Source organism: Pseudarthrobacter sp. fls2-241-R2A-168, from assembly GCF_030209335.1.
Classification (GTDB): domain Bacteria; phylum Actinomycetota; class Actinomycetes; order Actinomycetales; family Micrococcaceae; genus Arthrobacter.
This window is the reverse complement of sequence record NZ_JARVSG010000004.1, coordinates 169,059-191,435: the sequence shown is the minus strand read 5'-3', so window position 1 is coordinate 191,435 and position 22,377 is coordinate 169,059. Positions and strand designations below refer to the sequence as shown.

The 22,377-nt window shown below is 59.8% G+C and carries 15 protein-coding genes and 1 pseudogene; 8 read left to right on the top strand and 8 right to left on the bottom strand.

The features are described from left to right. Positions 1-135: 135 nt before the first annotated feature. From QRN11_RS02835 to QRN11_RS02825, 3 genes and pseudogenes are all read right to left on the bottom strand, one after another. A pseudogene (locus QRN11_RS02835) lies at positions 136-565 on the bottom strand (2-oxo acid dehydrogenase subunit E2); the annotation flags it as partial. Positions 566-1,053: 488 nt separating this feature from the next. Beyond that, positions 1,054-2,364, bottom strand: coding sequence for an O-antigen polymerase (locus QRN11_RS02830; RefSeq protein ID WP_285249791.1), 1,311 nt, complete (start codon positions 2,362-2,364; stop codon positions 1,054-1,056). Positions 2,365-2,477: 113 nt separating this feature from the next. Next, positions 2,478-3,596, bottom strand: a complete 1,119-nt coding sequence (locus QRN11_RS02825) for an acyltransferase family protein (protein ID WP_285249790.1) — start codon at positions 3,594-3,596, stop codon at positions 2,478-2,480. Between the two features lie 519 nt (positions 3,597-4,115). On the opposite strand from QRN11_RS02825, the gene QRN11_RS02820 reads away from it, so the two are divergent. Then, positions 4,116-6,029, top strand: coding sequence for a hypothetical protein (locus QRN11_RS02820; RefSeq protein WP_285249789.1), 1,914 nt, complete (start codon positions 4,116-4,118; stop codon positions 6,027-6,029). An 11-nt stretch (positions 6,030-6,040) separates the two neighbouring features. Here the strand turns inward: QRN11_RS02820 and QRN11_RS02815 are convergent, their stop codons facing one another. The 4 genes from QRN11_RS02815 to pdhA all read right to left on the bottom strand — a co-directional run bounded on the left by QRN11_RS02815 (position 6,041) and on the right by pdhA (position 12,218). Beyond that, positions 6,041-8,182, bottom strand: a complete 2,142-nt coding sequence (locus QRN11_RS02815; RefSeq protein ID WP_285249788.1) for an acyltransferase family protein — start codon at positions 8,180-8,182, stop codon at positions 6,041-6,043. A gap of 129 nt (positions 8,183-8,311) precedes the next feature. Next, on the bottom strand, positions 8,312-9,886 hold the full coding sequence (locus QRN11_RS02810) for a dihydrolipoamide acetyltransferase family protein (protein ID WP_285249787.1): 1,575 nt from the start codon (positions 9,884-9,886) through the stop codon (positions 8,312-8,314). Between the two features lie 2 nt (positions 9,887-9,888). Beyond that, positions 9,889-11,001, bottom strand: a complete 1,113-nt coding sequence (locus QRN11_RS02805; RefSeq protein WP_285249786.1) for an alpha-ketoacid dehydrogenase subunit beta — start codon at positions 10,999-11,001, stop codon at positions 9,889-9,891. Continuing rightward, positions 10,998-12,218: a pyruvate dehydrogenase (acetyl-transferring) E1 component subunit alpha gene (gene pdhA / locus QRN11_RS02800; RefSeq protein WP_285249785.1), complete on the bottom strand. Its 1,221-nt coding sequence runs from the start codon at positions 12,216-12,218 to the stop codon at positions 10,998-11,000. Before pdhA ends, QRN11_RS02805 begins: the two co-directional genes overlap by 4 nt. A 266-nt stretch (positions 12,219-12,484) precedes the next feature. Here pdhA and QRN11_RS02795 point away from each other — a divergent pair, with 266 nt between their 5' ends. From QRN11_RS02795 to QRN11_RS02785, 3 genes are all read left to right on the top strand, one after another. Further along, positions 12,485-13,099, top strand: a complete 615-nt coding sequence (locus QRN11_RS02795; RefSeq protein WP_285249784.1) for an ArsR/SmtB family transcription factor — start codon at positions 12,485-12,487, stop codon at positions 13,097-13,099. A 410-nt stretch (positions 13,100-13,509) separates the two neighbouring features. Further along, positions 13,510-13,752 (top strand): hypothetical protein, encoded by a 243-nt coding sequence (locus QRN11_RS02790; protein ID WP_285249783.1) that lies wholly within the window; start codon positions 13,510-13,512, stop codon positions 13,750-13,752. 230 nt (positions 13,753-13,982) lie between these two features. Beyond that, positions 13,983-14,447, top strand: a complete 465-nt coding sequence (locus QRN11_RS02785; RefSeq protein ID WP_285249782.1) for an Lrp/AsnC family transcriptional regulator — start codon at positions 13,983-13,985, stop codon at positions 14,445-14,447. A 259-nt stretch (positions 14,448-14,706) separates the two neighbouring features. On the opposite strand, the gene QRN11_RS02780 is transcribed toward QRN11_RS02785, so the two are convergent. Next, the gene (locus QRN11_RS02780) at positions 14,707-16,035 is read right to left on the bottom strand and encodes a MinD/ParA family ATP-binding protein (RefSeq protein ID WP_502935003.1); all 1,329 of its coding nucleotides are present in this window, start codon (positions 16,033-16,035) and stop codon (positions 14,707-14,709) included. Positions 16,036-16,854: 819 nt separating this feature from the next. Between QRN11_RS02780 and QRN11_RS02775 the strand changes: the two genes are divergently transcribed. The 4 genes from QRN11_RS02775 (at position 16,855) to QRN11_RS02760 (ending at position 22,282) form a co-directional block, all read left to right on the top strand. Next, a complete protein-coding gene (locus QRN11_RS02775) occupies positions 16,855-18,429 on the top strand; it encodes a tyrosine-protein kinase domain-containing protein (protein WP_502935005.1) in 1,575 nt (524 codons plus the stop codon). A 213-nt stretch (positions 18,430-18,642) separates the two neighbouring features. Further along, a complete protein-coding gene (locus tag QRN11_RS02770) occupies positions 18,643-19,917 on the top strand; it encodes a glycosyltransferase family 4 protein (protein ID WP_285249779.1) in 1,275 nt (424 codons plus the stop codon). Further along, entirely contained in the window at positions 19,914-20,975 is a 1,062-nt protein-coding gene (locus QRN11_RS02765; protein WP_285249778.1) for a polysaccharide pyruvyl transferase family protein, read from the top strand. Before QRN11_RS02770 ends, QRN11_RS02765 begins: the two co-directional genes overlap by 4 nt. Positions 20,976-21,694: 719 nt before the next feature. Further along, a complete protein-coding gene (locus QRN11_RS02760) occupies positions 21,695-22,282 on the top strand; it encodes an MATE family efflux transporter (RefSeq protein WP_285249777.1) in 588 nt (195 codons plus the stop codon). Positions 22,283-22,377 lie beyond the last annotated feature (95 nt).

Below are 22,377 nucleotides of genomic sequence, written 5' to 3'. Positions count from 1 at the left end.
ACCGGTGTACGAGTAGAGATTGCGAGGCGCGGCCGGGCATCGGTTGCCTCCGGTGGTTGAGCCTCTCGTGTCTATCGGCGGAACCGGCCTGGCGTCCACAGCCCCCGCATTGGTCAGGCCACGCAAAGTCATAGGCCCGTCGCAGACTCGGTGGTCGAAGGTGAGCGTCAGCTCGGTGACTTTCCGGACGGCGGCTCGTCGTTCGCCACCCACGGCTTGTCGATGATCCGGCCGACGCCGAGGATGGCCACCTCCGGGTGGTTGATGATCGCCGCCGACCCGCCTACGCCCAACACTCCGTAGTTGTTCAGTTGAACGTGCCGCTGCCCAACTCGGTGGGCGTGGCCTTGCCCTGGCGCGCGACGTCGGTCAGCCGCCGGATCTCCGCGTCGAGCTCCCGGGCACTCAGCTTTTCCGCTGCCCGGACCGACTGGACCACGAGACCCCGATCGGTCTGGGCGGCGATGCCGAGGTTGATCCCGTCGAACGAGACGATCTCCTGGGACCCGTCGGCCGAGGTTTCGATCCGCGTGTTCAGCTCCGGGTACTTCTTGAGGTCAGCCGTGAAGAGGCTGCGTCAGCGAGGTGGGTGAAGCCACCAAGGTTTGACGTGGAGACAATCGATCGCGAGAAGGTCATCAAGGACCGGTTTCTACGTGTCGCCCAGGCGAAAGGGTGCCCTGAGAGGACTCAATGCGCCTTGCGCGCGCGTCAGGAGTCACGTGGGAGGGCATCGGGGGCTCTATCGGCATGTCCAAGCAGGCAGCGTGGGAGTCCTACCGACACCTCGAGCAGCGAGACCATGCGGAATGATGGCATCGATGTTGCCGAGAACCACGGCGTCGCCACCATCACGTCCGGCGGTAGAGGATCACCGTCAGCCATGGATGCAAACGCAACCCCGCCTACAGTAGTCATGCTTACGTGGCTGAGTGCGGAACCCGCCCATGCCTACGCGAACAGCATTCGTCGTCTCAGTTCCAGGTCGATGTTGCAGCAGCAGTGACAGCGGCACGCGACATGATGTGGGAAGCGAGAGTCTGAGCGCGCCCGTCAGTGCTCGGGATTAGCCAGGAGCCGCTCACCAGCTGGTTCTGACGCCCATTTGGGCAGATGTGTCTTGCGCGTTAGATCCGATTTGGCCCGCGGGTAGGTGAGCCCGATTACGACCAAGGCAATCACCATCGGGGTGGCCCTGCCTTCTGTCCAGTATATGAACCGAGGAAGCTCCAGCACCCCTACGAAGACGACCGCGTAGGCGAGGAACGACGGGACACTACTCTTGCCTATTGATGAGTACAACGCGCCAAGTATCACGCCGACGACCAGCCAGAAGGCAAGCATCCCTATGAGTCCGAACTCGGCATAGGCAACCAGGAAGCTACCTTGATTGTTGAACTCGATGTTCCCCATCGTGCCGAGGGTTTGTTTCCACCAGGCCTCGGGTTCGTACCCGAATATACCGGGGTGCTGGGGCGCTCCGGGGGCGTTCCATATGCCCGGGATGCTGAAGTACGGGTCGGCGCCCGAACCAGCATGCGCGGTTGCGAAGATGGCGCTGTTGTTATAAGCGGTAACGTAGTAGCCGGCCAGCCGTGCGGAAACCCATTCCGTGAAGGGCAAAGTAGTCATTGTCTGGTAGTAGACCCAACTGCGCGTGTACTCGGATATGGCGAACACGGCCCATATCAAGGGGGCCCCGATCAGCGGTGCTATTCTTGCCAGTCCACGCCAGCGCGAGCCTGGCTTCACAGTGACAGCTGCTATCACCATGACGGGTATGCAGATTTCAATGAGGGCGAGGCGTTCTGCATAGAACATGGTTCTAATGCCAGCGAGGAGAATCAGCAGCACCCATGCCTTTCCGCCTACTCCCAGACGCTGAAGAAGTAACCCAATCACGGCAACTACAGGAGCAAATTGCGTCATTGTCGTGAGGCCACCGATAGGTTTGGCATTGCTTTTCAGTGAGCGGATAGCGCCAAGCTCCCGATCCACTACGGCTATGAGGTCGGCTAATCCCACGCCTTGGATTACGGCGCTGGCTATCCAGATCGCATATCCGGCGAGTACCAAGGCGAACATGACGCGATACGCGACGCGCAAGAATCCAACTTGCCGCGCGTTGAGTTTCAGCGTCATCGATCTGCCTCGCACTGCCATTCCCGTACCGATTAAAGTGCCGGCCAGTGTGGCCACGATGGCCAAAAGCAACGTCAGGGATAAGTCCTCGTTTAGGTACTTTGGGACTCGCCACAACGAAAATGCGGCATCGTCGAGGAACACGGCTGTTATTGCCATGGACCCCGAAACGAGGAGTATCGGCCAGACGGGGTTCAGCCACCATGGAATGCTGATGGCCAATTCGTAAAGCTGGCCCAACTCGGCCTTGCGCAGGACGGCGCGATGTGCAGTTCGAGTAGGCATTTGTTCCCCCGTTGACTGAGACTCCATTGATTCTAAGTGAAGGAGAATCATCAAAAATTCATGCGCTGCTGAAGCTTACGTGCCGGCACCTCGACCAGGTAATACAAGCCAATCCCTGCGCCCACTCCAACTGCCACTGTGACAGCGACCTCGGGCATCGTGGGCAGGAAGTCAAGGGTGGGCTTCATCACGTCGAGCAAGACGTAATGAAGGAGATAAATACTGTAACTGGCGAGGCCGATGATATTTATGGGCTTCCAGGCGCTGACTAACTGGAAGCAAGCCTTGATCGCGCTTTTACCCGGTATCATGCCGTAGACGATCACGAACAATGCGGCGAGGGCATGGAAGGTGTACCGGAACGTCATCTCATAATTTGAACCGAGGGGCGCAAAGCCCACGACAAAAAACGCCCCGCCGAGCAAAAGTGCCCAGTCCTTACCGAGATGGCGGAGTTCGTCGAGCCGCCCTGTCTGCCATAGATGGACCATGACTGCCGCTGCGATCCCCCACCCGATCGCATCAATGCGAGTATCGGTGGCGCGGGCGATTCGGATGTCACTAGCTCCGTCATAGACGAGCCACATCCGCCAGAAGGTCGCCCCGAGAATACCAACCACTGCGACGACTTGCAGCCCGGCGAGCCAGTTCCGGCCCCGGACCAGAAACAGCCAAAGCAGCGCGAAGGCAATATAGAACTGCTCTTCGACAGCCAGACTCCAAACCACTTGGGACCCTGGCAATAGATTTGTGGGTTCGCGGTTCGCTCCGACCTGGACCCAGTTGTAGGCGAAGAAGATCTGCGACAGGAAAGCTGGCCAGTCCACGTTGAACGTCTTTAGGATCGGCCCAAGAAGCAGCGTGGGCAAAAGGATAGCCACCATGAACGGTGGTGCGAGCTTGAATGCGCGCTTAGCATAGAAGGCCCCAGCATTGAAGGAGGCAGAATGCACGCGCTCCTTGATCAATATACTTGTGATGACGAAACCGGAGATGACAAAGAAAACCGTCACGCCGGACGGGCCCGGGATGAACGTTAATCCCGCGTGTTGAAGTACCACCAGGAGCACGGCGAAGGCCCGCATTGCGTCGATGTGCGCGTAGCGGCCAGCAAGCAGCCGAGGACCTTTGACTTTGGGCGGGTCGAGCACGTCATGGCGATGTGCCATTGGAATCCCCCAGATATAATGCGCGCCCCATCAGCGCGAACAGAGTCCATAGTAGGACAAGTCAAGCAAAGTTCGATTTCGACAGCACCGACCACGAGTTCTTCAACCTAGCGCCGGACGCTGTAGGTGAGATAACCCACCGGGGCCACCAGATTATGCTCTGATCAGCCACCGGGCATTCGGCGAAGGCTGCATCACCCTCAGGTCCGGTCGCGGGGCGTCACAAAGTGCCAAGGCTGATCCGACCAACCCGCACGTCGGGGCGAGGATGGCAACGTAGTCTCACATTTCGATGATGAAGCCCACGACAATCACCGCGAGCACCGCAAAGTCAGGCGCCAATTGCCAAGGCTTCTCCCGAGCCGATGACGTGCTCCCCATAGGGACCCGCACCCGGCCCACCAAGTGCCCAACAAGACCGGGCGCAAGTAACTCCAGCCCCGGATGAGTACTCGGTTACCAGCAAGACGCGTAACTACCACTGTGGTTTGTATGACTTGCGCCAAATAGCTTCTGGGTATGGTCATCAAGATCGGAAATATTGGTTCGGCAGAAGTGCAAGACTACGGAGGCGTCAGACGCCGGGGTTTACTCCGCTTCGGCACCCTCGTAACGGCGATCACTGGCGCCTCAGCTGTGTCAGCTTTGGCTGCCGGCAGCGCTGCGGCTGCGCCTGGAGACAAGACGCCGCCAAACACATACGTCCCTGTGGCGGAGAAGGGCTCACCGTCTGGCGTCGCAACCCTGGACTCGACTGCGAAGCTTCTTCCCGATCAACTGCCTGATCTTTCTACCACCTTTGCCAGCAAGGCTGAGGTGCGTGTGACTGTGGCAGCATCGGATTCGGCGCCGCGCGCCAAGGCCCGCGCCGATCACGTGTGCACCGGAACCGGGGACTTGGCTGTCATCCAAGCTGCACTGGATGAACTACCCGATAACAACGCGGTTTCGGGCGAGGTTGTGCTCCTGGCGGGGAACTACCAGGATGCCACGGGCGGTACTGTCGCCATCGGCTCTCCGTCGTCCGCGGCTCTCAACCCTCGGAAAATTCTCCGCTTCCAGAGGGGCGCGCGCCTTAACGTTTCTGGGCGGACCGGACGCAAGGCCGTCTTGAAGGTCGAGTCTCCCGACTGCCAGATCATCAACGCCAATGTGTCCAACAGTGAGGCGTTCGGGAACGGTACGGGCATTGCCATTGGCGGCGACATCTCCACGTTTGGTGGACGCTGGGACCGCGTGTGCAACCGCGTGACTATCTGGCAGCCCATCCTCTCCAACCTCACGACGGGCATCGAGTTCTGTAGTATCGACGGAGGGCCCGGCGTGGGCGGCTCATCGGGCGATTGCAACGTCCACGGCGGCTACCTTTTCCAGAATCAGACCGCCATCCGTGCCGCCGGCTACACTAACACCGTCTACAGCCCAACGCTTGCCTATAACAACGTCGGAGTATGGGTGGAGTCGCGGCGCGTGGAGGCGCAGCTTAGATGCTACGGGCTAACGCTGGTCGGCTGGAACGAGGTCGGCATTAAGGTTGACGGCGGCTACGGCTCAACATTCCACGACACCTGGATGGAACATGTATCCCCGAATGGCAGTACGGCTAGTGAGGCCATCCGGCTAGGTCTGTCGTCGACTACCCGCACCCATCTCACTCGATTTGCTGGAACGACCACGCTCCAGCTCGCAAACGAGGCTTACGGCGTCCGATATGTCGGCGCTGTTGGTACCAAATTCGACAATCTCGTGTTCTCCACAAGTGGCGCTGTTCCATCCGCTTCCCTAATCCGCAACGAGGGTGACTCCAATAGCAAGGGCAACGAAATTGACCGAATCACATTCGGCCCAAATGGAATTCCCAGCCACAGCGTCCTGAGTATTGACCCCGCCGCGTGGGGGGATGTGTTCATCAACCGTATTCCGGGAACGGTCGGAAGTCCCGGCTTCTCAAGTCGAGTGAACACCTCTACTAGAGCCTCACGATCGCCAGTAGTTCGCAAGCCCACTGACACCTCCAAGACCGCAGACGCCGTGCTGTCGAGCGACCCTGACATGACGATTGCCCTCGCGCCGGCAACAAACTATGCACTGACGGGATTGATCATTTTCGATGCGAGCCAGGATGGCGACTTTAAGATGCAGCTAAGTATCTCGGCAGCAAACGGGACGGTTCAGTGGGCCGGGACAGGCCCCGCTTCTTCACATACGTCGTCCGTTGGAATCTCGAGCGTGACAACTCAGCAGGCATCTTCCGGTTTTGTTCAGGCGTGGGGCGGGGCTGCTTCGGGCACCCCCATTGCGGTTCCAATTGCGGGCATTGTAAAAACCTTGGACCTCGCCACGCTCACGATGAAGTGGGCACAGAATACGGCTGACCCCACGCCGACCATTCTGAAGAACGGTTCTTGGCTGAAGCTGGAGCCAATCCCGTAAAAAGGTTTCGCTTAGGAGGTCGCCAGCGCGTCCTTGAACACAGGGACGAGTGCCGCAGCGTACTGCTTCGTCGTGTGCACGGTATCCCGCTTGACGGGCGTATTACCCACGAACGACGGGCAGTATCCGGAGCCGTTGCAAAACCAGCTGCGTGTGTCGATTAGCTTGGCACCGGCAGCGTCAGCAGCGGTCTTCATGGCAGCCGCTGTGTCGACGAAGCTGGTGGGGATTTGGTACATGCAGTCACGCGGCGTACTGGTGCGGTTTGCGCAATCGGCAGGGGCCTTGCCGGACGGCGGCGCCGTGACGATGACGAGCTTAGCACCGCTGGGCTTCAGTGCCTCCAACATGCCGGCCGTCCCGGTCTGCCACTCCTGCTGCGCTGCGGCACCAGTCGCTCCGGAGGAAAGCGCCCCGAGAAGGCCGGAGGTGTTGGTCAGGAACACGACCTGCGGCTTAATGTTGTTAATCTCGGTAATCGCCGCATCCTTGAATGCGGCACACTCGGCCATAAAACCCGGCCTGTCGTCCTTCGTTTCGAGGTCCAGCATCGTGCAACCAGCCTTGGTCATGCCCCGCACGTTATGGGTATCGCCCATAGCAGCCCGAACGGTGGGAAGCAGCGTAATGCCGGTTGAGTCTCCGAATACCACAGCTGTCTCGGCCTTGTCAGTTCCGAAAACGCAGGTTGGCTTGAACAGGTCAGTGCTGCCACATCCGGCGCTGTCCTCGTCGGGCTTGCCCTCGGCCAGGACGCTACTCAACGACGGTGATAATTCCGGCCATTCGGAAGCAGTGAGGGCAGTGTCTATCTGGGCCGAAAGACGCGTGGCGTTCGTTTCCACCACGGGCGCCGATGGCTTCAGCGTCCCGAAGGTTACCGGAACAGAAGACGCCTCAACCGGAGCAGAGTGTTGAACCGCTAGGGGGACGACTACCGCGGTCGCGACTACCAAAGAAGCTAGACCGAAGAGCTGATGTTTCGAGTCCATCTGCGGACCCGTCTGCTTCCGGCGCGCGTACCAAGAATTGGCCTTATACATCGCGGTCAGCCGACTCTGCGTCGGCTTCTCAACGTACTCATACGACAACGCTGCCAGGAACGCCATCAGCACAACCATCACCACGTAGAACGTGACGTCCTTGGCAGGCCAGAGGGCGCCGCCAATGATAATGACGGGGAAGTGCCAAAGGTACAGCGAGTACGAGGCGTTGCCGATATAAGCGCTGACCTTGTTGGTAAGGAAGTTGAAGCCTGCGACCGGGCTGCCGCTGCCAGCGATGATGACCAGAGCAGTTGAAACGACGGGGAGGGCCGCCCACGGCGCTGGGAACGTGAAGGACTTAGCGATGATGGCAATGCTCGCGGTGATCCCGACGATACCCACCCACCCGAGGACAAGCCGGAAGGTTGGGCCAATCTGCCTAAACAGTGGATTCAGAACCGCAAGGAGGGCACCAACACCCAGCTCCCACGTGCGGGAAGGCGTTGAGAAGTAAGCCCACGCAGCGTTGTCCTTTGTCTCCAAGATTGCCCAGGCGAAAGACAGAGCAGTCAGCGCGGCCAAAACTACGGCGAGAATGATGCGTCTCCTGGCAATTGGAGCACCCACCTTGACTGCCATTCCCAGCACCAGGACGAGCACTAAGGGCCACACGAAGTAGAACTGTTCCTCAACGCCAAGGGACCAGTAGTGCTGGAGCGGCGAGATGGGTGCGTCCTCAGACCAGTAATCGGTGCCTGTCAGAGCGAAGCGCCAGTTGGCGGAGAAGAACATCGCCCACAGCCCGTCCTGCAGGATGCCATTGGCGCGCTCCGTGAAGAACGCAAAGTAACTGACCGTGACCGTCACGACGATGGCAAGGATGCCGGCGGGAAGGATGCGCGCCACGCGCCGGAAATAGAAGTCCCTGAAAGACACTCGCCCGGCTGTCTCATGCTCCCGCACAAGGCCGAGCGTGATCACGAAACCCGAGATAACAAAGAAGATGTCAACGCCGACGAAGCCGCCACCTGGGTATCCGGTCAGGTGGTTGGCAACAACGGCGAGAACCGCGACGGCTCGTAATCCCTGAATGTCTAGACGCCGAGCGTGGGACGCGGTTTTCCCTGCGTTTGAAGGGCGGTTTTTGGTCAGCGTCGATTGCGCCATGCTTCCCCCATGTATTGAGACCTGCCCTAATGATAAGGGTTACGAACGATGGGTGAAGCGCCGCTGCCATCGCTCACCAGTTGGTAGTCTCCGGAGAAGGCTCCTTACAACATCCTTTTCCTCCGCAAGTTAAAGGTCTGCCAGGAGGCTGTTCGGGTTTTCGATGGCGTCGGCCACCAAGCGGAGGAAGCCGGCAGCTGTGCCGCCGTCGCAGACGCGGTGGTCGAACGTGAGCGTCAGCTCGGTGACCTTGCGTATTCTCAGTTCGCCGTTCACTACCCACGGCTTGTCGATGATCCGCCCGACGCCGAGGATGGCAACCTCAGGGTGGTTGATGATCGCCGCTGAGCCGTCCACGCCGAACACTCCATAGTTGTTGAGCGTGAAGGTGCCGCTGCCCAGCTCCGTGGGGGTGGCCTTGCCTTGGCGCGCGACGTCGGTCAGCCGGCGGATCTCCGCATCCAGTTCCCTGGCGGTCAGCTTCTCCGCGGCGCGGACTGACGGGACCACGAGGCCACGGTCGGTCTGGGCCGCAATGCCGAGGTTGATGCCGGCGAACGAGACAATTTCCTGCGACCCGTCGTCCGCGGTTTCGATCCGGGTGTTCAGTTCCGGGTACTTCTTCAGCCCAACCGTAACAAAGCGGGCAATAAATGCGAGGAGGCCCGGGACTTCAGAGCCGCCGGCTTTGAGTTCCTTGCGAAGCTCGACCAAGGCAGTGGCGTCGACATCCACCCAGACGGTGGCCTCCGGGATCTCCGACCGGCTGCGCGTCATGGTCGCAGCAACGGCCTTGCGCACTCCCTTCACGGGTGTGCGGGAAGAGATGGTGAGGCCAGTGCGGGCGTCGCGGCCCTGGGTTTCGACAGGCTCAACCACCGGGCTTTGCTTGGTTTCGACAGGCTCAACCGACGGCCGCGGTTTGGTTTCGACAGGCTCAACCTCCGGTGTGTGGATGGCTGCTTCCACGTCCTTGCGCATAATCAAGCCACCCTCGCCGGAGCCGGGCAGCTCGCCGAGGTCGACGCCGTGCTCCCGGGCCATACGACGGACCAACGGAGAGATCACGGCACCGAGCTTGCCGGGGACGCGGGTGCGCAGGAGGGAGAGGTCGTCGAGGTCCTTCGTTTCGGCCGCTTTGGTTTCGACAGGCTCAACCACCGCAACGGATGACTTGCGAGCGCGAGTGCGCCGAGCAACGCCATGGCCACCCGGAGTTCCGTACCCGATCAAGACATTCCCGGACCCGGCTTTCTCTTCTTCCCGGTAGGTCTCGGCTGCCGCCTCAGCAACAGCCGACGCGGATGATGGCGCTCCGGGAGCGGCATCGGGCCTGTCGGAGCCGGACGGCATGCTGCTTGCAGCATTGCCGTCCGGCGAAGGGACGGGGGCGGCATCATCCATGGCGGCCACCGGGTCGCCCAGTTCAGTCTCAGTGGGCTTGGTCTCGGGCTGGGTTTCAACCGGCGTCACCGAGATCAGCGGCTTCCCCACGTCCAGGGTCTCCCCCGGCTGCCCGTGCAGCTCCGCCACAATGCCGGCATACGGCGACGGCACCTCAACCGTGGACTTCGCGGTCTCCACCTCGGCAATCGGCTGGTCCACGGTAATCGTGTCCCCCACCGAAACGTGCCACGACACCAGCTCGGCTTCGGTCAGCCCCTCGCCCAGGTCCGGCAACAAAAACACACGCGCTTCACTCATAGTCAGTTCTCCCACTGAAGGTCGTCGACGGCGTCGAGGATGCGGTCCACGCCGGGCAGGTAGTACTTCTCAAGCTTGGGCGCCGGGTACGGGATGTCGAACCCGGTGACGCGCCGGATGGGGGCGGCCAGGTAGTGGAAGCAGCGCTCCTGGACCCGGGCCACGATCTCGGAGGACACGGACGCGAAGCCGTGCGCCTCGGCGATCACCACAGCCCGGCCGGTCTTCCGCACCGACTCACACACCGTCGCGTCGTCGAACGGCACAATGGTCCGCACGTCAATGACTTCCAGCGAGCGCCCCTCCAACGCAGCCGCCTCGGCGGCGGCAAGCGCGGTGGGGACGGACGGACCATAGGCGATCAGCGTCGCGTCAGTGCCGGGACGCGCGACGGCGGCGCGCCCCTCAGTGGCGAGGCCCGCCGTCGTGCCTTCCACGTAGGAGGACCGCAGCTCAGCCAAGTCCACCAGGTCCTTGGACCAGTACAGCTTCTTGGGCTCCAGAAACACCACGGGATCGTCCGAGTCGATGGCCTCGCGGAGCATCCGGTACCCGTCCGCCACGGTGGCGGGGGTGAACACCTTCAGGCCGGCGGTGTGGGCGTAGTAGGCCTCGGAGGAATCGCAGTGGTGCTCCACTCCCCCGATGCCGCCGCCGTAGGGCACCCGGATCACCATGGGCAGCTTCACCGCCCCGCGGGTCCGGTTGTGCATCTTGGCCACGTGGCTGACGATCTGCTCGAACGCCGGGTAGGCGAACGCGTCGAACTGCATCTCGATCACCGGGCGCATCCCGTTGATGGCCATGCCCACGGCCATGCCCACAATGCCCGACTCGGCCAGCGGGGTGTCGAAGCAGCGCTGCTCCCCGAAGGTTGCAGTGAGCCCGTCGGTAATCCGGAACACTCCACCCAGCGTCCCCACGTCCTCGCCGAACACCAGGACGGACGGGTCGGCCTGCATCGCGTCAACCAAAGCGGTGTTCAACGACTTGGCAAGGGTGACCGGCTGCGGGCCGGCGGCTTCGGCAGATGCAGCGGCGGAGGCGGCTGCCCGGGCGGTAGCCGCGGAAACATTGCCGTTGGCCTCGGATGAGGTGGTGATGGTGGGGCTCATTTGCCGGCCTCCTCGGTAGATGCTGCGTCGCGGGCCAGTTCGTCGGCGAGCAGGGCGGACTGTTCCTTCAACTGCGGCGTTTGCTTGGCGAAGACGTGGCGGAAGAGCTCCTGGGGATCCACCGGCACGTCCTCGCTGAGGCCTTCGCGCAGCTGGGTGGCCACCGCTTCGGCGTGCAAAGCAATCCGCGCCTCCACGGAATCGTCCAGCAGGCCACGGTCCGTCAGGTAGGCGCGCATCCGGTTCACCGGGTCCTTCGCCCGCCACTCGGCAACTTCAGCGCTCTCCCGGTAGCGGGTGTCGTCGTCGGCATTGGTGTGGGCCTGCATGCGGTACGTGTTGGCCTCCACCAGCAGCGGACCGGAACCCTCCCGAGCGAGCGCAACGGCCCGGTCCAGGACGGCGAGGAGCGCGACGACGTCGTTGCCGTCCACGCGTTCGCCGGCCATGCCGTAGCCCACGGCCTTGTGCGCGAGCGACGGCGCCACGGACTGGTGTGCCAGCGGCACCGAGATGGCGTACTTGTTGTTCTGGACGAAGAAGATGACGGGCAGGTGGAAGACGGCGGCGAAGTTCAGGGCCTCGTGGAAGTCGCCTTCGCTGGTGGCGCCGTCGCCGCACATGGCCAGCACCACGGTGTCCTCGCCGCGGAGCTTGGCGGCGTGGGCCACGCCCACGGCGTGCAGCAGCTGGGTGGTCAGCGGCGTGCACTGGATGCCCACCTTGTGCTCGAGGGGATCGAACCCGCCGTGCCAGTCGCCGCGGAAGATGGTCATCACCTGCACGGGGTCCACGCCGCGGGTCATCACGGCCACCGCGTCGCGGTAGGTGGGGAACATCCAGTCGCCCTCGGACAGGCACAGGGCGGCCGCCACCTGGCAGGCTTCCTGGCCGTGGCTGGACGGGTAGACGGCCATGCGGCCCTGCCGGACCAGTGCCGAGTTCTGGTCATTGACGCGGCGGCCGACGACGAGCTGTTCGTACGCGGCCAGGAGTTCCTCATCGCCGGGCAGGGGGTACTCGTGGCCGGGTTCGGTGCCCTGCTCACCTTCGGGCAAGAGCCGGCCTTCCGGGTCCACCATCTCGATCTGGTGCCGGGCCGGGAGCATGTAATCCTCGGCTGTGATGCCGAACTTTTTGGCGGCCTCGGTGAGGGCGTCCTCTGCCGGCACCGGGCTGGCATGCTCGCGTGCGGCGTGGTCTGCGGAGATCGTCATTGTTCCGTCCTTCTGTTGCCACTATTCCTTCCCAGTATCTGCCCGCAGCAGGTTTCGTATCCAGCATCTGGAGGAATCGTGGAGAAGCTGCTTGATTCTGCCTTCGCCGGGAGACGAATTGTCATTGTGAGCCGGCTTACTGACGCTGGCTATGGACAAATTGGACATGCAAGGGGGCACACATGGATGTACAGGGGGCGGCTCTGTGGGTCTGCGGACCGGATGGCGGAGGATAATGGCATACACGGCCCGAAGGAGCGACGCGCATGAGCAGCTATGACTTGGAGACGGAGAGCCACCAGGGCCTTGCAATGGAACCTGTTCCGGACGGGCACGCCGGCTCATCGATGGATGCTGCGGCGGAGCTGTTCAAGGCCGTGGCACACCCGGCCCGGGCGCAGATCCTGGAGCTGCTCACCCAGGGTGAGTGCACCATCCCTGAACTGTGTGACGGCACGGGGCTGAAGCCCTCGCACCTGTCCCGGCATCTGACCCAGATGCGCGGGCAGCACCTGATCAAATGCCTCCGGTCCAGCGGCCGGCTGGTCTATCGGCTGGCATACCCGGAGGCTGCCGAGCTGCTGGTTGCTGCCAGGTCAGTGCTTCAGGCGCGGACAGGGGAAGCGGTCAGTTCCCTGGGCCCCACGCCGGAGGTGCAGCCGTTCTCGTCCCTGTGGGGCGAGCGGTTTTCGGCGCCGGAAGCGGCACTGGTTTCGCGTTCGGTGATCGCGGACGCCTGCCAGGCGATGGCGGCGCGGACCGGTTGCAGCCCGGAGGCGGCGGCCGGCCGGCTCATCACGGTGGCCCGTACGTGCAGAATCACGCTTCTGGAAGCCGCGCTGGAAGAACTGCGCACAGGCGAGGACAGCAGCGACGACTGATTCTTGCAGGTCCCCGGACAGGCCTGACTGTCCGCCCCGGGCCCGCCGTGGCCAGCCTTCGTTCGGACCGTGCACCGGCCTTGACAAAAAATTGCGTTGACCTCTGGCCTGCCTCAGGACGAGACTTTTTAAGTGAGTTGACGAAAACGTCAATTCGTCCAATTTATTGAGTTTCTTCTCCTGTCGATCACAGGGTGAAGGCTTCGCACCAAGTGGCAGGGGTTGCCCTTATTGGGGGTTCTTGGAGCGGGGATGGACGCGGAGGGGACAACGAGGTTTCCTCCGCCTTTCCATCACCTTTCGCGGTGACCGTAGCTGCGGAAGATGGGGCGGTGGAAACAAGCGCCTCGGCTTGCGGGACCGGGGCGGCATTTCATACACGGGAATCACAATGGGTGGGAGAAACCGTCATGGGGATCGAAAAGCTGTGGGACCGGCTGGATACGGAAACGCGGCAGTGGTTTGTGGATAATCCCGGGTGCGTGATCCTCCCCCGGGCCGTGGTGGCAGCGATCAGCAAGGCCACGGGAGTGGAGTTGGAACAGGACCGGCACGGTGAAACTGTCCTCTCCCCCAGCGACTGCGACTTCATCCGCAGGGAAGCGGAACGGCACGATGCCCTCCGCAGCGAGTCCGCCGCCCCGCGCTCCTGACCGCTTGGCCGGCAAGCCCGCATCTGGTTCTTGGCTGGCTGCCTTGGTGGTGGGTGGCTTTCCGAGGTCGCCTGCGATCTGCTCTACGAAGCCACTCTGTACGCCCAGTGTGGATCCGCGTGAACTTTCGTATTCAGCTTCGGTTGGAACTGCAGACGTCTGAAGGCTTTCATCTACACTGAGAGACGAATTGTAGATGTGAGCTCGCTGACTGACAGGCGTTGTGGACAATGGCAAGCAGGGATGCGCGGACTGAGCCAGTCCCGCTGGATGACATCGACCGCAGGATCATTTCTGAACTGACCAGGGACGGCCGGATGTCCGTGACCCAGGTTGCCGAGAACGTCCACATCTCCCGTGCGCACGCGTACACCCGGATCGGCCGGCTTACCAGCGAGGGCGTGCTGTCCCGGTTCACGGCGCTGGTGGACCCGATCAAGGCCGGGCTCCGGTCCTCCGCCTACGTGACCCTAAAGCTGAAGCAGGATGCCTGGCGCGAACTCCGCGACCAGCTAGGCGCGATCCCGGAGGTGCACCACGTGGCCCTGGTGGGCGGCGATTTCGACGTGATCCTGCTGGTCCGCGCCGTGGACAACATAGACCTGAGGCGGGTCATCTTCGACCAACTGCAGTCCATGCCCGGAGTACTCGACACCCAGACCTTCCTGGTGTTCGAGGATCTGGATACGCGCTAGGTCAGTGGCGCGCTTTTGCTTTGATGAATCCTGCGGCCAGAAGTCCCACGCCCGCTAGTGATGCCAGCATTCCGCCCAGCGCTACTGCATATTCGGTGATAGTCATTTCCGTTGCCCCTCCCCTGCTGTCCTGCCTGATGGACCCAAGCTACCCATACAAGCTCAGCATTGGCCGAAGGCTCGGCTATAAGTTGGGTCAAGATCTGTGCAGCATCCAGGCAGAGGACAGATATCAGTCAGGGCAAGAAAGCGGGATTTCCTACCGGTACCCGTCGACAATTGCGGCAGCAATCTCCTTGTAGGCACGTCGGGTTTCGGGCTTCAGCACGTCCAGGGTGACTAGGTCACCATCTGCAACGCCACGGTCATGCGGAACGGCGATCAACTCCCGGCAAATGCCCGAAAGGTGCTCCTCGATAGCGTCCTTGTCCACACGTGAGGAGACTTCGTCCTTGTCAGTGATCACCACGATGGCGTTGCGAGCCAGGTCCTCGTACCCGTGGCTTGCCAGCCAGTGCAGCGTGCTTCGTGCGCGCTTGGCGCCGCTGACGGCGTAGCCAGCAGCAATTACCAAGTTGTCCGCGGACTGAAGGATCCCGCTCATGGCATTATGTGTGACCCCAGTCCCGCAGTCAGTCAATGCAACCGAGTAGTAGCTGGAGATGAGCTTTCGGATACGCAAATATTCAGCAGCGGTGAGCGAATCCGAAACCTCCGGATCCTGCTCCCCCGCGATCAGATGCAACCTACCGGCGTGATGCATGTATCGGGCGAGGGCAGTAAGCGAATCAATCGACTCAATGTTCTCCAACAGGTCCGTGATGGTCCGGGGGCTGGCTTGCTGGTAAATGCCTTCGCCGAGTGCACGTTCCACAAGATCACCCGAGTCAGGGTTGGCATCGATGGCACAGGGAGCATCTCCCCGGTATTCGGCCAAGGTTAGGCCAACACCGACCGTGGTCGAGGTCTTGCCGATGCCGCCTTTGAGGCTCAGGATCGCTGTGTTATAGCTGCCTTGGAGCTGACGCGAAATGCGTCGGGCCAAATCGTCTTCTTGGCGCTGCTTGGCACCCGGTCCCAGGTTCCACGCGCCGCCAGTCATTTTATAGAGGGCCCCACGAAACCCACCTACCGGGCGAGGCTTCTGTTCTTTGACGAATAGCCCAGGTGAGCTGATGAAGTCCGGCATTGGGCTTTCGGCGATGGTGTCGGCGACAGTCGGTCGAACGCGGCGGAATTCAGGCGATTCAGCGGGAGCGGGGGTAGGAGCCGGCCCGGCTGCGTCTCCTGGATTCGGTACTGAGGAGATGGTATCTGGCGAGGCAGGCTGCGCCGATACCGGTGGCCGGCTGGGGGCAGCCGGCTTTCCAACATCCGCTGCAGCGGCCGCGTCCGCCCAGGAGGTGCGGCGCGTCAACGGCTCACCGTCGGGCTGGACTGAGAGGGTCGGTGTTACAGCTGGCATGGTTCCTGTCCAGGCATCCCGCGGCGAGCCGTCGGCGCGACGAAGGTCGCGGCGTCGGCGCGGCTGCGGCTGCCCTGCATCCGTTGCATGGGAGCGTGCGTTTTGATCCGCCGGATCGGGCATGAGTGTCCCCCCAGGACGTTCGGCAAAAGGTTCTGCAGCACTGGTTCAAACACTAAGTCTATGGGCTTTGTTGCAAAGGCCGGGTCAGATGCGGGTAAGCGCAGCCGCTACCACCGCTGCTGCGAGGACAAGAAGAATCACGAGGACGGCGTAACCCTGCCACCTGGGACGGCCTTTATGAGGATTGATGTCAACATACGGCATGGCTAGCGCTTATTACCTCGGGGGACTGGGCGGACGGGAATCCGGACTCCACGACGCTTAAGCCGCAGCAAGTGATACAGGATAACGAACGGTACCAGCAGAGTGCCCAGCAAGGCGCTCAGCGCTAGGGCGTAGTCGGAAAAAGCCACGACAGCCTCCATTGGTCAGTAGTGATACCTTTCCAATGAACCCAACCACGTTTCAATTTGTTTGACAAATCTAGTCAATCGTTCCTGGCATAGCAGGACGCTCCTTTTGACAATTACGCGACCACATCGCACAAGACGTTGGCTGATTTGCCATCCGCAATTCCCGCGCTGCTAGCCAACCATCCGCAGCAGGCATCACGGAGATCTTCACGAGCCCGGCGGTGCCAGTCTTCGGCAAGTCGAACGGAAAGCCAGGGTACAGGCAGCCCGTCCAGCTCGTAGCCCAAGTCGAATGATCACTGGCGGGTCAAAGCGTGAGGAGATGGGCCCGCCGCTGTCACAAAGAACTATGTTTGTGGCCATTTCGACTGGATTGTTGCAGTTGTGTTGAGTGGCATGTGGTCGAAAGTCGAACAGGTCTTCCGGCGCCGAGCTGATAGGTACAATGTTCTGGACCGCACGAATATTGCCGTTCTGGTGGCGTGCCCAAGGCAGGTCTCCAGACGAGAGGCCAGGGGGACCCGTTTTGGACCTACGCGACTACTTTCAAGTTCTAAGGCGTAGTTGGATTGTGATTTCGGCTTGCGTAGCGGTGGGTCTCCTCCTGGCTGGCGCTTCCGTACTCCTCACCAAGCCTTCGTATACGGCGAGTACGCAGCTTTTCGTAGCAACTCAAAGTTCTGGAAGCATCCAGGAACTGCAGCAAGGAAATACGTTCACACAAGCGAGGGTGCAGTCGTATGTCAAGACGGTTAGCACCCCGGTTGTCCTGCAGCCTGTGATCGAATCGTTGGGGCTTGGCTCTGATTCTGGCCAACTAGCCCAAAAGATCAAAGCCAGCACTGACCTTAATACCGTGCTGATCACCATTACAGCCACGGACACGTCACCTGTGCAGGCTGCCGCCATCGCGCAGGCTGTCGGGGAAAGCTTGGTTCGGGCCGTAGAAACCCTCGAAAGACCTCGGGCCGGCGGAGAATCCCCTGTCCGGCTCTCTGTAGTAACGCCGGCAACAGCGCCTACGCAGCCTTCTGCCCCCAACACCAAGCTGATGCTGATCCTCGGCACGCTTCTTGGCCTGATCGCCGGTATCTTGGCTGCCGTGCTTCGTGCCGCTATGGACACGAAGATAAGAGGGGAAGCCGACCTTCGTCGTGTCACTGACGCCCCAGTCCTGGGCGGTATTGCCTTCGATGCGGAGGCGAACACGCGCCCCCTACTTTCACAGATCTCGCCCCACTCGCCCAGGGCAGAGTCCTTTCGCCAACTGCGTACCAATCTGCAGTTTGCCAATGTCTCCGGAGCAGCAAGATCCGTGCTGGTGACCTCATCGCTTCCAGGCGAAGGGAAGAGCACAACGGCGACTAACCTTGCCATCGCCCTCGCGCAAGGTGGTCAAAGTGTTTGCCTCGTCGATGCCGACCTCCGCCGACCTATGGTAAACGACTACTTGGGTCTGGATCGCAACGCCGGCCTGACTAACACTCTCATCGGGGCTGCCGATGTCAATGACATGCTTCAGGCATGGGGTGAGGACAACCTGTATGTCCTCACCTCCGGGCCCATACCCCCAAACCCCAGTGAGCTATTGGGGTCGGCTCAAATGAGCAATCTTCTTGACAGGCTGGAAGAGACATTCGATGTGGTGATCATTGATGCTCCGCCACTACTGCCAGTTACTGATGCAGCGGTTCTGGCCCAGCGCGCCGGCGGGGCAATCGTCGTAGCTGGCGTTCAAAAAGTTAAGCGTCACGACCTTGAACGGTCGCTTCAGGCACTCAATATGGTTGGAGTCCAAATTCTGGGAATCGTGCTTAACCGTCTGCCCAATAAAGGCCCGGACGCGTACTCCTACACCTACTACACCAGCGAGGACACCGCTCAGGCTTCCGGAGACCGCCCAACCAGAAGGCGAGGCGTCAAGGCCGAAAAGACTGAGCTCTCGAGATACTCTCGTGAAAAGACGCCACAGGGAACATTAGCCTCCCGGGAGCCATCAAACTATCCGAAGTCACTCAGCCGGATTTCGGGCCACGAGTAGGTAACTCTGAAGAACGACGTGATTTCTCGCACTACGTCCGAATTGGTTGCTTCGACGTCGCGGATAGGGTCTGAAGATTCCTAGCGGGCAAACATCTCCGCCAGAGTGAAGAAACTGCCATGAGATCATCATTTCAAAAAAGGGGCAGCTGCGTTTGGGAGAAAGTGAGTTGGTTCGGCAGCATCCAACCTTTCATCGCCTCGCCCGCGAATCATGCTGAAAATTGATGCTGTGAAGCGTCTCGATGACTCATTCTCAGCAACGCCAGGCCTCTTTTGTCGTGAAGGGGTGCTTAGTGTTAACGGCAGGTTGTCTGAGGGTGCATTGGCAAACGTTGATGATCATCCAAGATGCCTTGCGGATTTGTCTATATCGATCTGGATTCCGTGCAGATGCACATTCACCTCAAGTCCTAGCGATATCGCAATTGAATATATCCATTTTAAGGGGGACGCTTACATGCATGTCTTGATGCCGGAGAGAATACTTGATCGTAATGTCGGCGGGAATACAACTTATGCCCGAAATATAGCAAGGGGCCTTTACGAGCGCGGCATTCTAGTGGGGAGAATCCGTGCCGGAAAACATCCTGCCCACACCACGCTCCTCGAGACCCGAGAGGCTTTGAGGGCACCAGTCAAAGACCGAATACTTCATTACGTTGCAGACACTGGACCCTTCCTTCCCACTCGGGGTCCCTCCGTGGTCACAGTCCACGGTGTTGCAAGTCGCTGGATCTCCACGGCCAGGACGTCTCGTCAAGAATTTATTTGGCGTCAGCGCGTTGCTTCTGCCATCAGCAATACTCGCCGAATAATAACGGTTTCAGAATCAAGCGCGGACGACATCTCCGCTGTTTTTAATGTCCCGCGAGAAGATATTGTTGTGATCCATCATGGTATTGACACGACGGCCTTTGCCTCAGAATCTGTCCTGTCTGAGGAAATCGCAAGGAAGCTCCCCGCCGAGTTCGTTCTCTACCTTGGCAATATCGAGCCTCGCAAGAACCTTGTCGAACTTGTAGAAGCCGTAAATCGCATTTCTTCCTGTTCTTCCTCCATTCCATTAGTTATTGCTGGGCGCCCCGCGTGGAACTATCAGGAAAGCATGGAAGCTATAGAGTCATCTTCGAAGGTAATCTACCTCGGGTTCGTGAGCGATGATGATAGGCGTGCACTCATGCAAAGGTGCTCGATCTTTGTGTTTCCGAGTCTCTACGAAGGTTTTGGATTTCCGATCCTAGAGGCCATGGCCGCCGGGGCACCAGTACTTACGACGGATAAGGGCTCACTAGCAGAGGTTAGTGGCCCCGCCAGAATCATGGATGGTACCGACAGGGCTAGCATCGCGGACTCTCTAGCCTCGGCACTCGCAGACACTTCCTGGATGATTCAGGCACCGGTGGAAGGGCAAGACTGGGCAAGCCGCTTCAGTTGGGACAAGAGTGTGCAGGCGCACCTAGAAGTTTACGGGGAGCTACTTCAGTGAAGCGCGTATTGATAGCCCATGGTTATAGTGCCAAAAACAGCGGCGACGGTCTGCTTGTACATGAAAGCATCGAGCTTATTAAGGAAGCCTTCGGAAGTGAGGTGTGCTTAACAATCCTGGCCTCCTACCCAGAATCTTTCAGTCATCTGGGCGTTAGAGTTGTTGGTACAAAGCCCACTAGTCGGGGTTACGACAAGGAATATGTATCTCTTCTTCGATCCAGGTTTCGCGACTTTGATGTCGTCGTGGGAGTTGGGGGCGGATACCTTCGAGCTGGAAATTGCCTCGAACTGCTGAAGACAGGCCTAGTCATGGGGCCACAGCTCATGCAAGTGGCCCGCAGCAAGACTCCAAGCGTCTACCTTCCTCAAAGCATCGGGCCCGCCCGACTTGGTAGCCGAGGTCTCATGGCCGCCTTGTTAAGAAGAATAGGTACAGTATGGGTGCGCGATGATCGAAGTGCGAAAGAGTTTGCTGACGCGGACGTGTCACGATCACCTGATCTTGCAATTTTAGGGATGAAGCGCACTTATCTACCTTTTGGCCAAAACGATCCGGTAGTCCTATCGGTTCGAAGTCACCGCGGAAGTGTTCCTGAGGCAGTTTACGTTCTGCGGGCCAAGATGGGAGTTGTAGACAGCTTCATTCAAAGCACCGTGGGCGGGAATGATGACACTCGTGCCGTACACTCGCTCCTTCCCCGGAAGGTCCTCGACCAAGCTTCTCTCATGCTTCGGCCGGCTTCAGCCAAGGTGGTTGTAGCCATGCGCCTTCACGCGGCTCTTATGGCTCTTCGAGCCGGCCATTACGTTATCCACCTATCCTATGAACGTAAAGGATTCGGCGCCTTTTCTGATCTCGGATTGAGTGAGTACGTTTTTAACGTACATGACTTTGATCCTGAGCAGGTGAGACGCCTAGCCCAGGATCTGTTGGAGAATGAAGAATTACGGGATCATTATGACGCCTCTGTAGCCCGCGCTAGTGATGAGGTGCGTTCTAGTCGCAGGGCGATTGTTTCGTCACTTCAGCAAGCCGTAGGGCTTGGAAAAAAATGAAAAGCCCGACTAACAATCGGCATGATTTGCAAGAGGCGATTAAAGACGCGTCTCATATGCGCGTTCGGGGTGCTTCGGCAAAAGGTAGGTTACTGCTTGGTTTCATAGACCAAGGGATTGTCAGCGCAAGCGGCCTATTAACTTTCGTAATTGCTGCACAATTTCTTGCACCCACTGAACTTGGACATTACTCTTTTGGCTTGGCTACCTGCCTATTGATTGTAAGCCTGTCTCGGGCCATATGCGGAGAACCGTTGCTCGTTCGTTCCGTCGGGCAGTATATTGGGCGTCCTTCTGTTGCCCGCGATACGCGAGCTATGTTGGGGCTTACGATCATTATTGGCCTATTTTCCGCGGCTTGCTGTTACTTCGTTGGAATAATTGGACAAGGTACTAGCGGCCCACTCGTCGCAGCAGCTATCGCAGCTCCAGGCTTGGTTCTTCAGGACTCGCTCCGCTACTGCTTCATCGCGCAAAAGAAAACAAGCGCCTTAGTTACTAATGACAGCTTGACCCTGGTAATAGGCGCAACCGCGATAGCTTCATCTGGACTACTAACACGAGACAGCTTTTCCATGCTCGCATCTTGGGGCCTAGCGTCCTTAGTTGTAAGCCTAGCTACTTTGATCTGGACCGCCACCCTTCCATCCGTTAAGAACGCTTGGGCTTGGTTTCGTGGAACCTGGAGAAGCAGTTCCGCGTATTTTACGGAGAACGCCATGGGTGCCTTGGCCAGCTACACAATCGTCGTGATACTTGCTGTCTTCGTCGCGTCATCAGAGGTTGCCGCTTATAGGGCAACTTTGGTCGTCTACGGGGTGGCGAATCTGGTTATCAATTTCATGCGGACCCAGATTCTTCGGGAATTACGTGCTGACATGCTTAGTACTGTCGGGGGGTTGAGCCGAACGTCGGGAAAGCTGGTCATACCGGTCGTTGTCACGATCGTAAGCATGCTGGGAGCCCTTCTCCTGATGCCGCAACGCCTTGGAGAAATTCTGCTCCAGGATACTTGGATGCTCGTTTCCGCCCTACTGATCCCCGGGGCGCTTAACCGTCTTGCCGCCGGCCTATCGATCGTTCCAACTATCACCCTGCGGGTCCAAGGCATCACGTGGAGGGCCACCGTAATTAAAATGGTGATTCTCGTGGTTTCACTTGTGCTCGGTCCTCTAGGTGCACTCTATGCGGGTGCCGCCGGTGCACTTCTAGCAGACACGGCATGCTATGGCTTGACGGCCGTACTCTTATTCGTGCTTTCCATACGACAGTCTCGAAACCACTCAAATAAGCCCGTGACAGTGTGAAATAGTACGAAGCACCATGGCTGCAACCCAGAAGTCCTTTGTGAACTTTGGAGGCTCTTCACGGTTCGTGGTGAATGTTCTGCCGTGAAGGATGT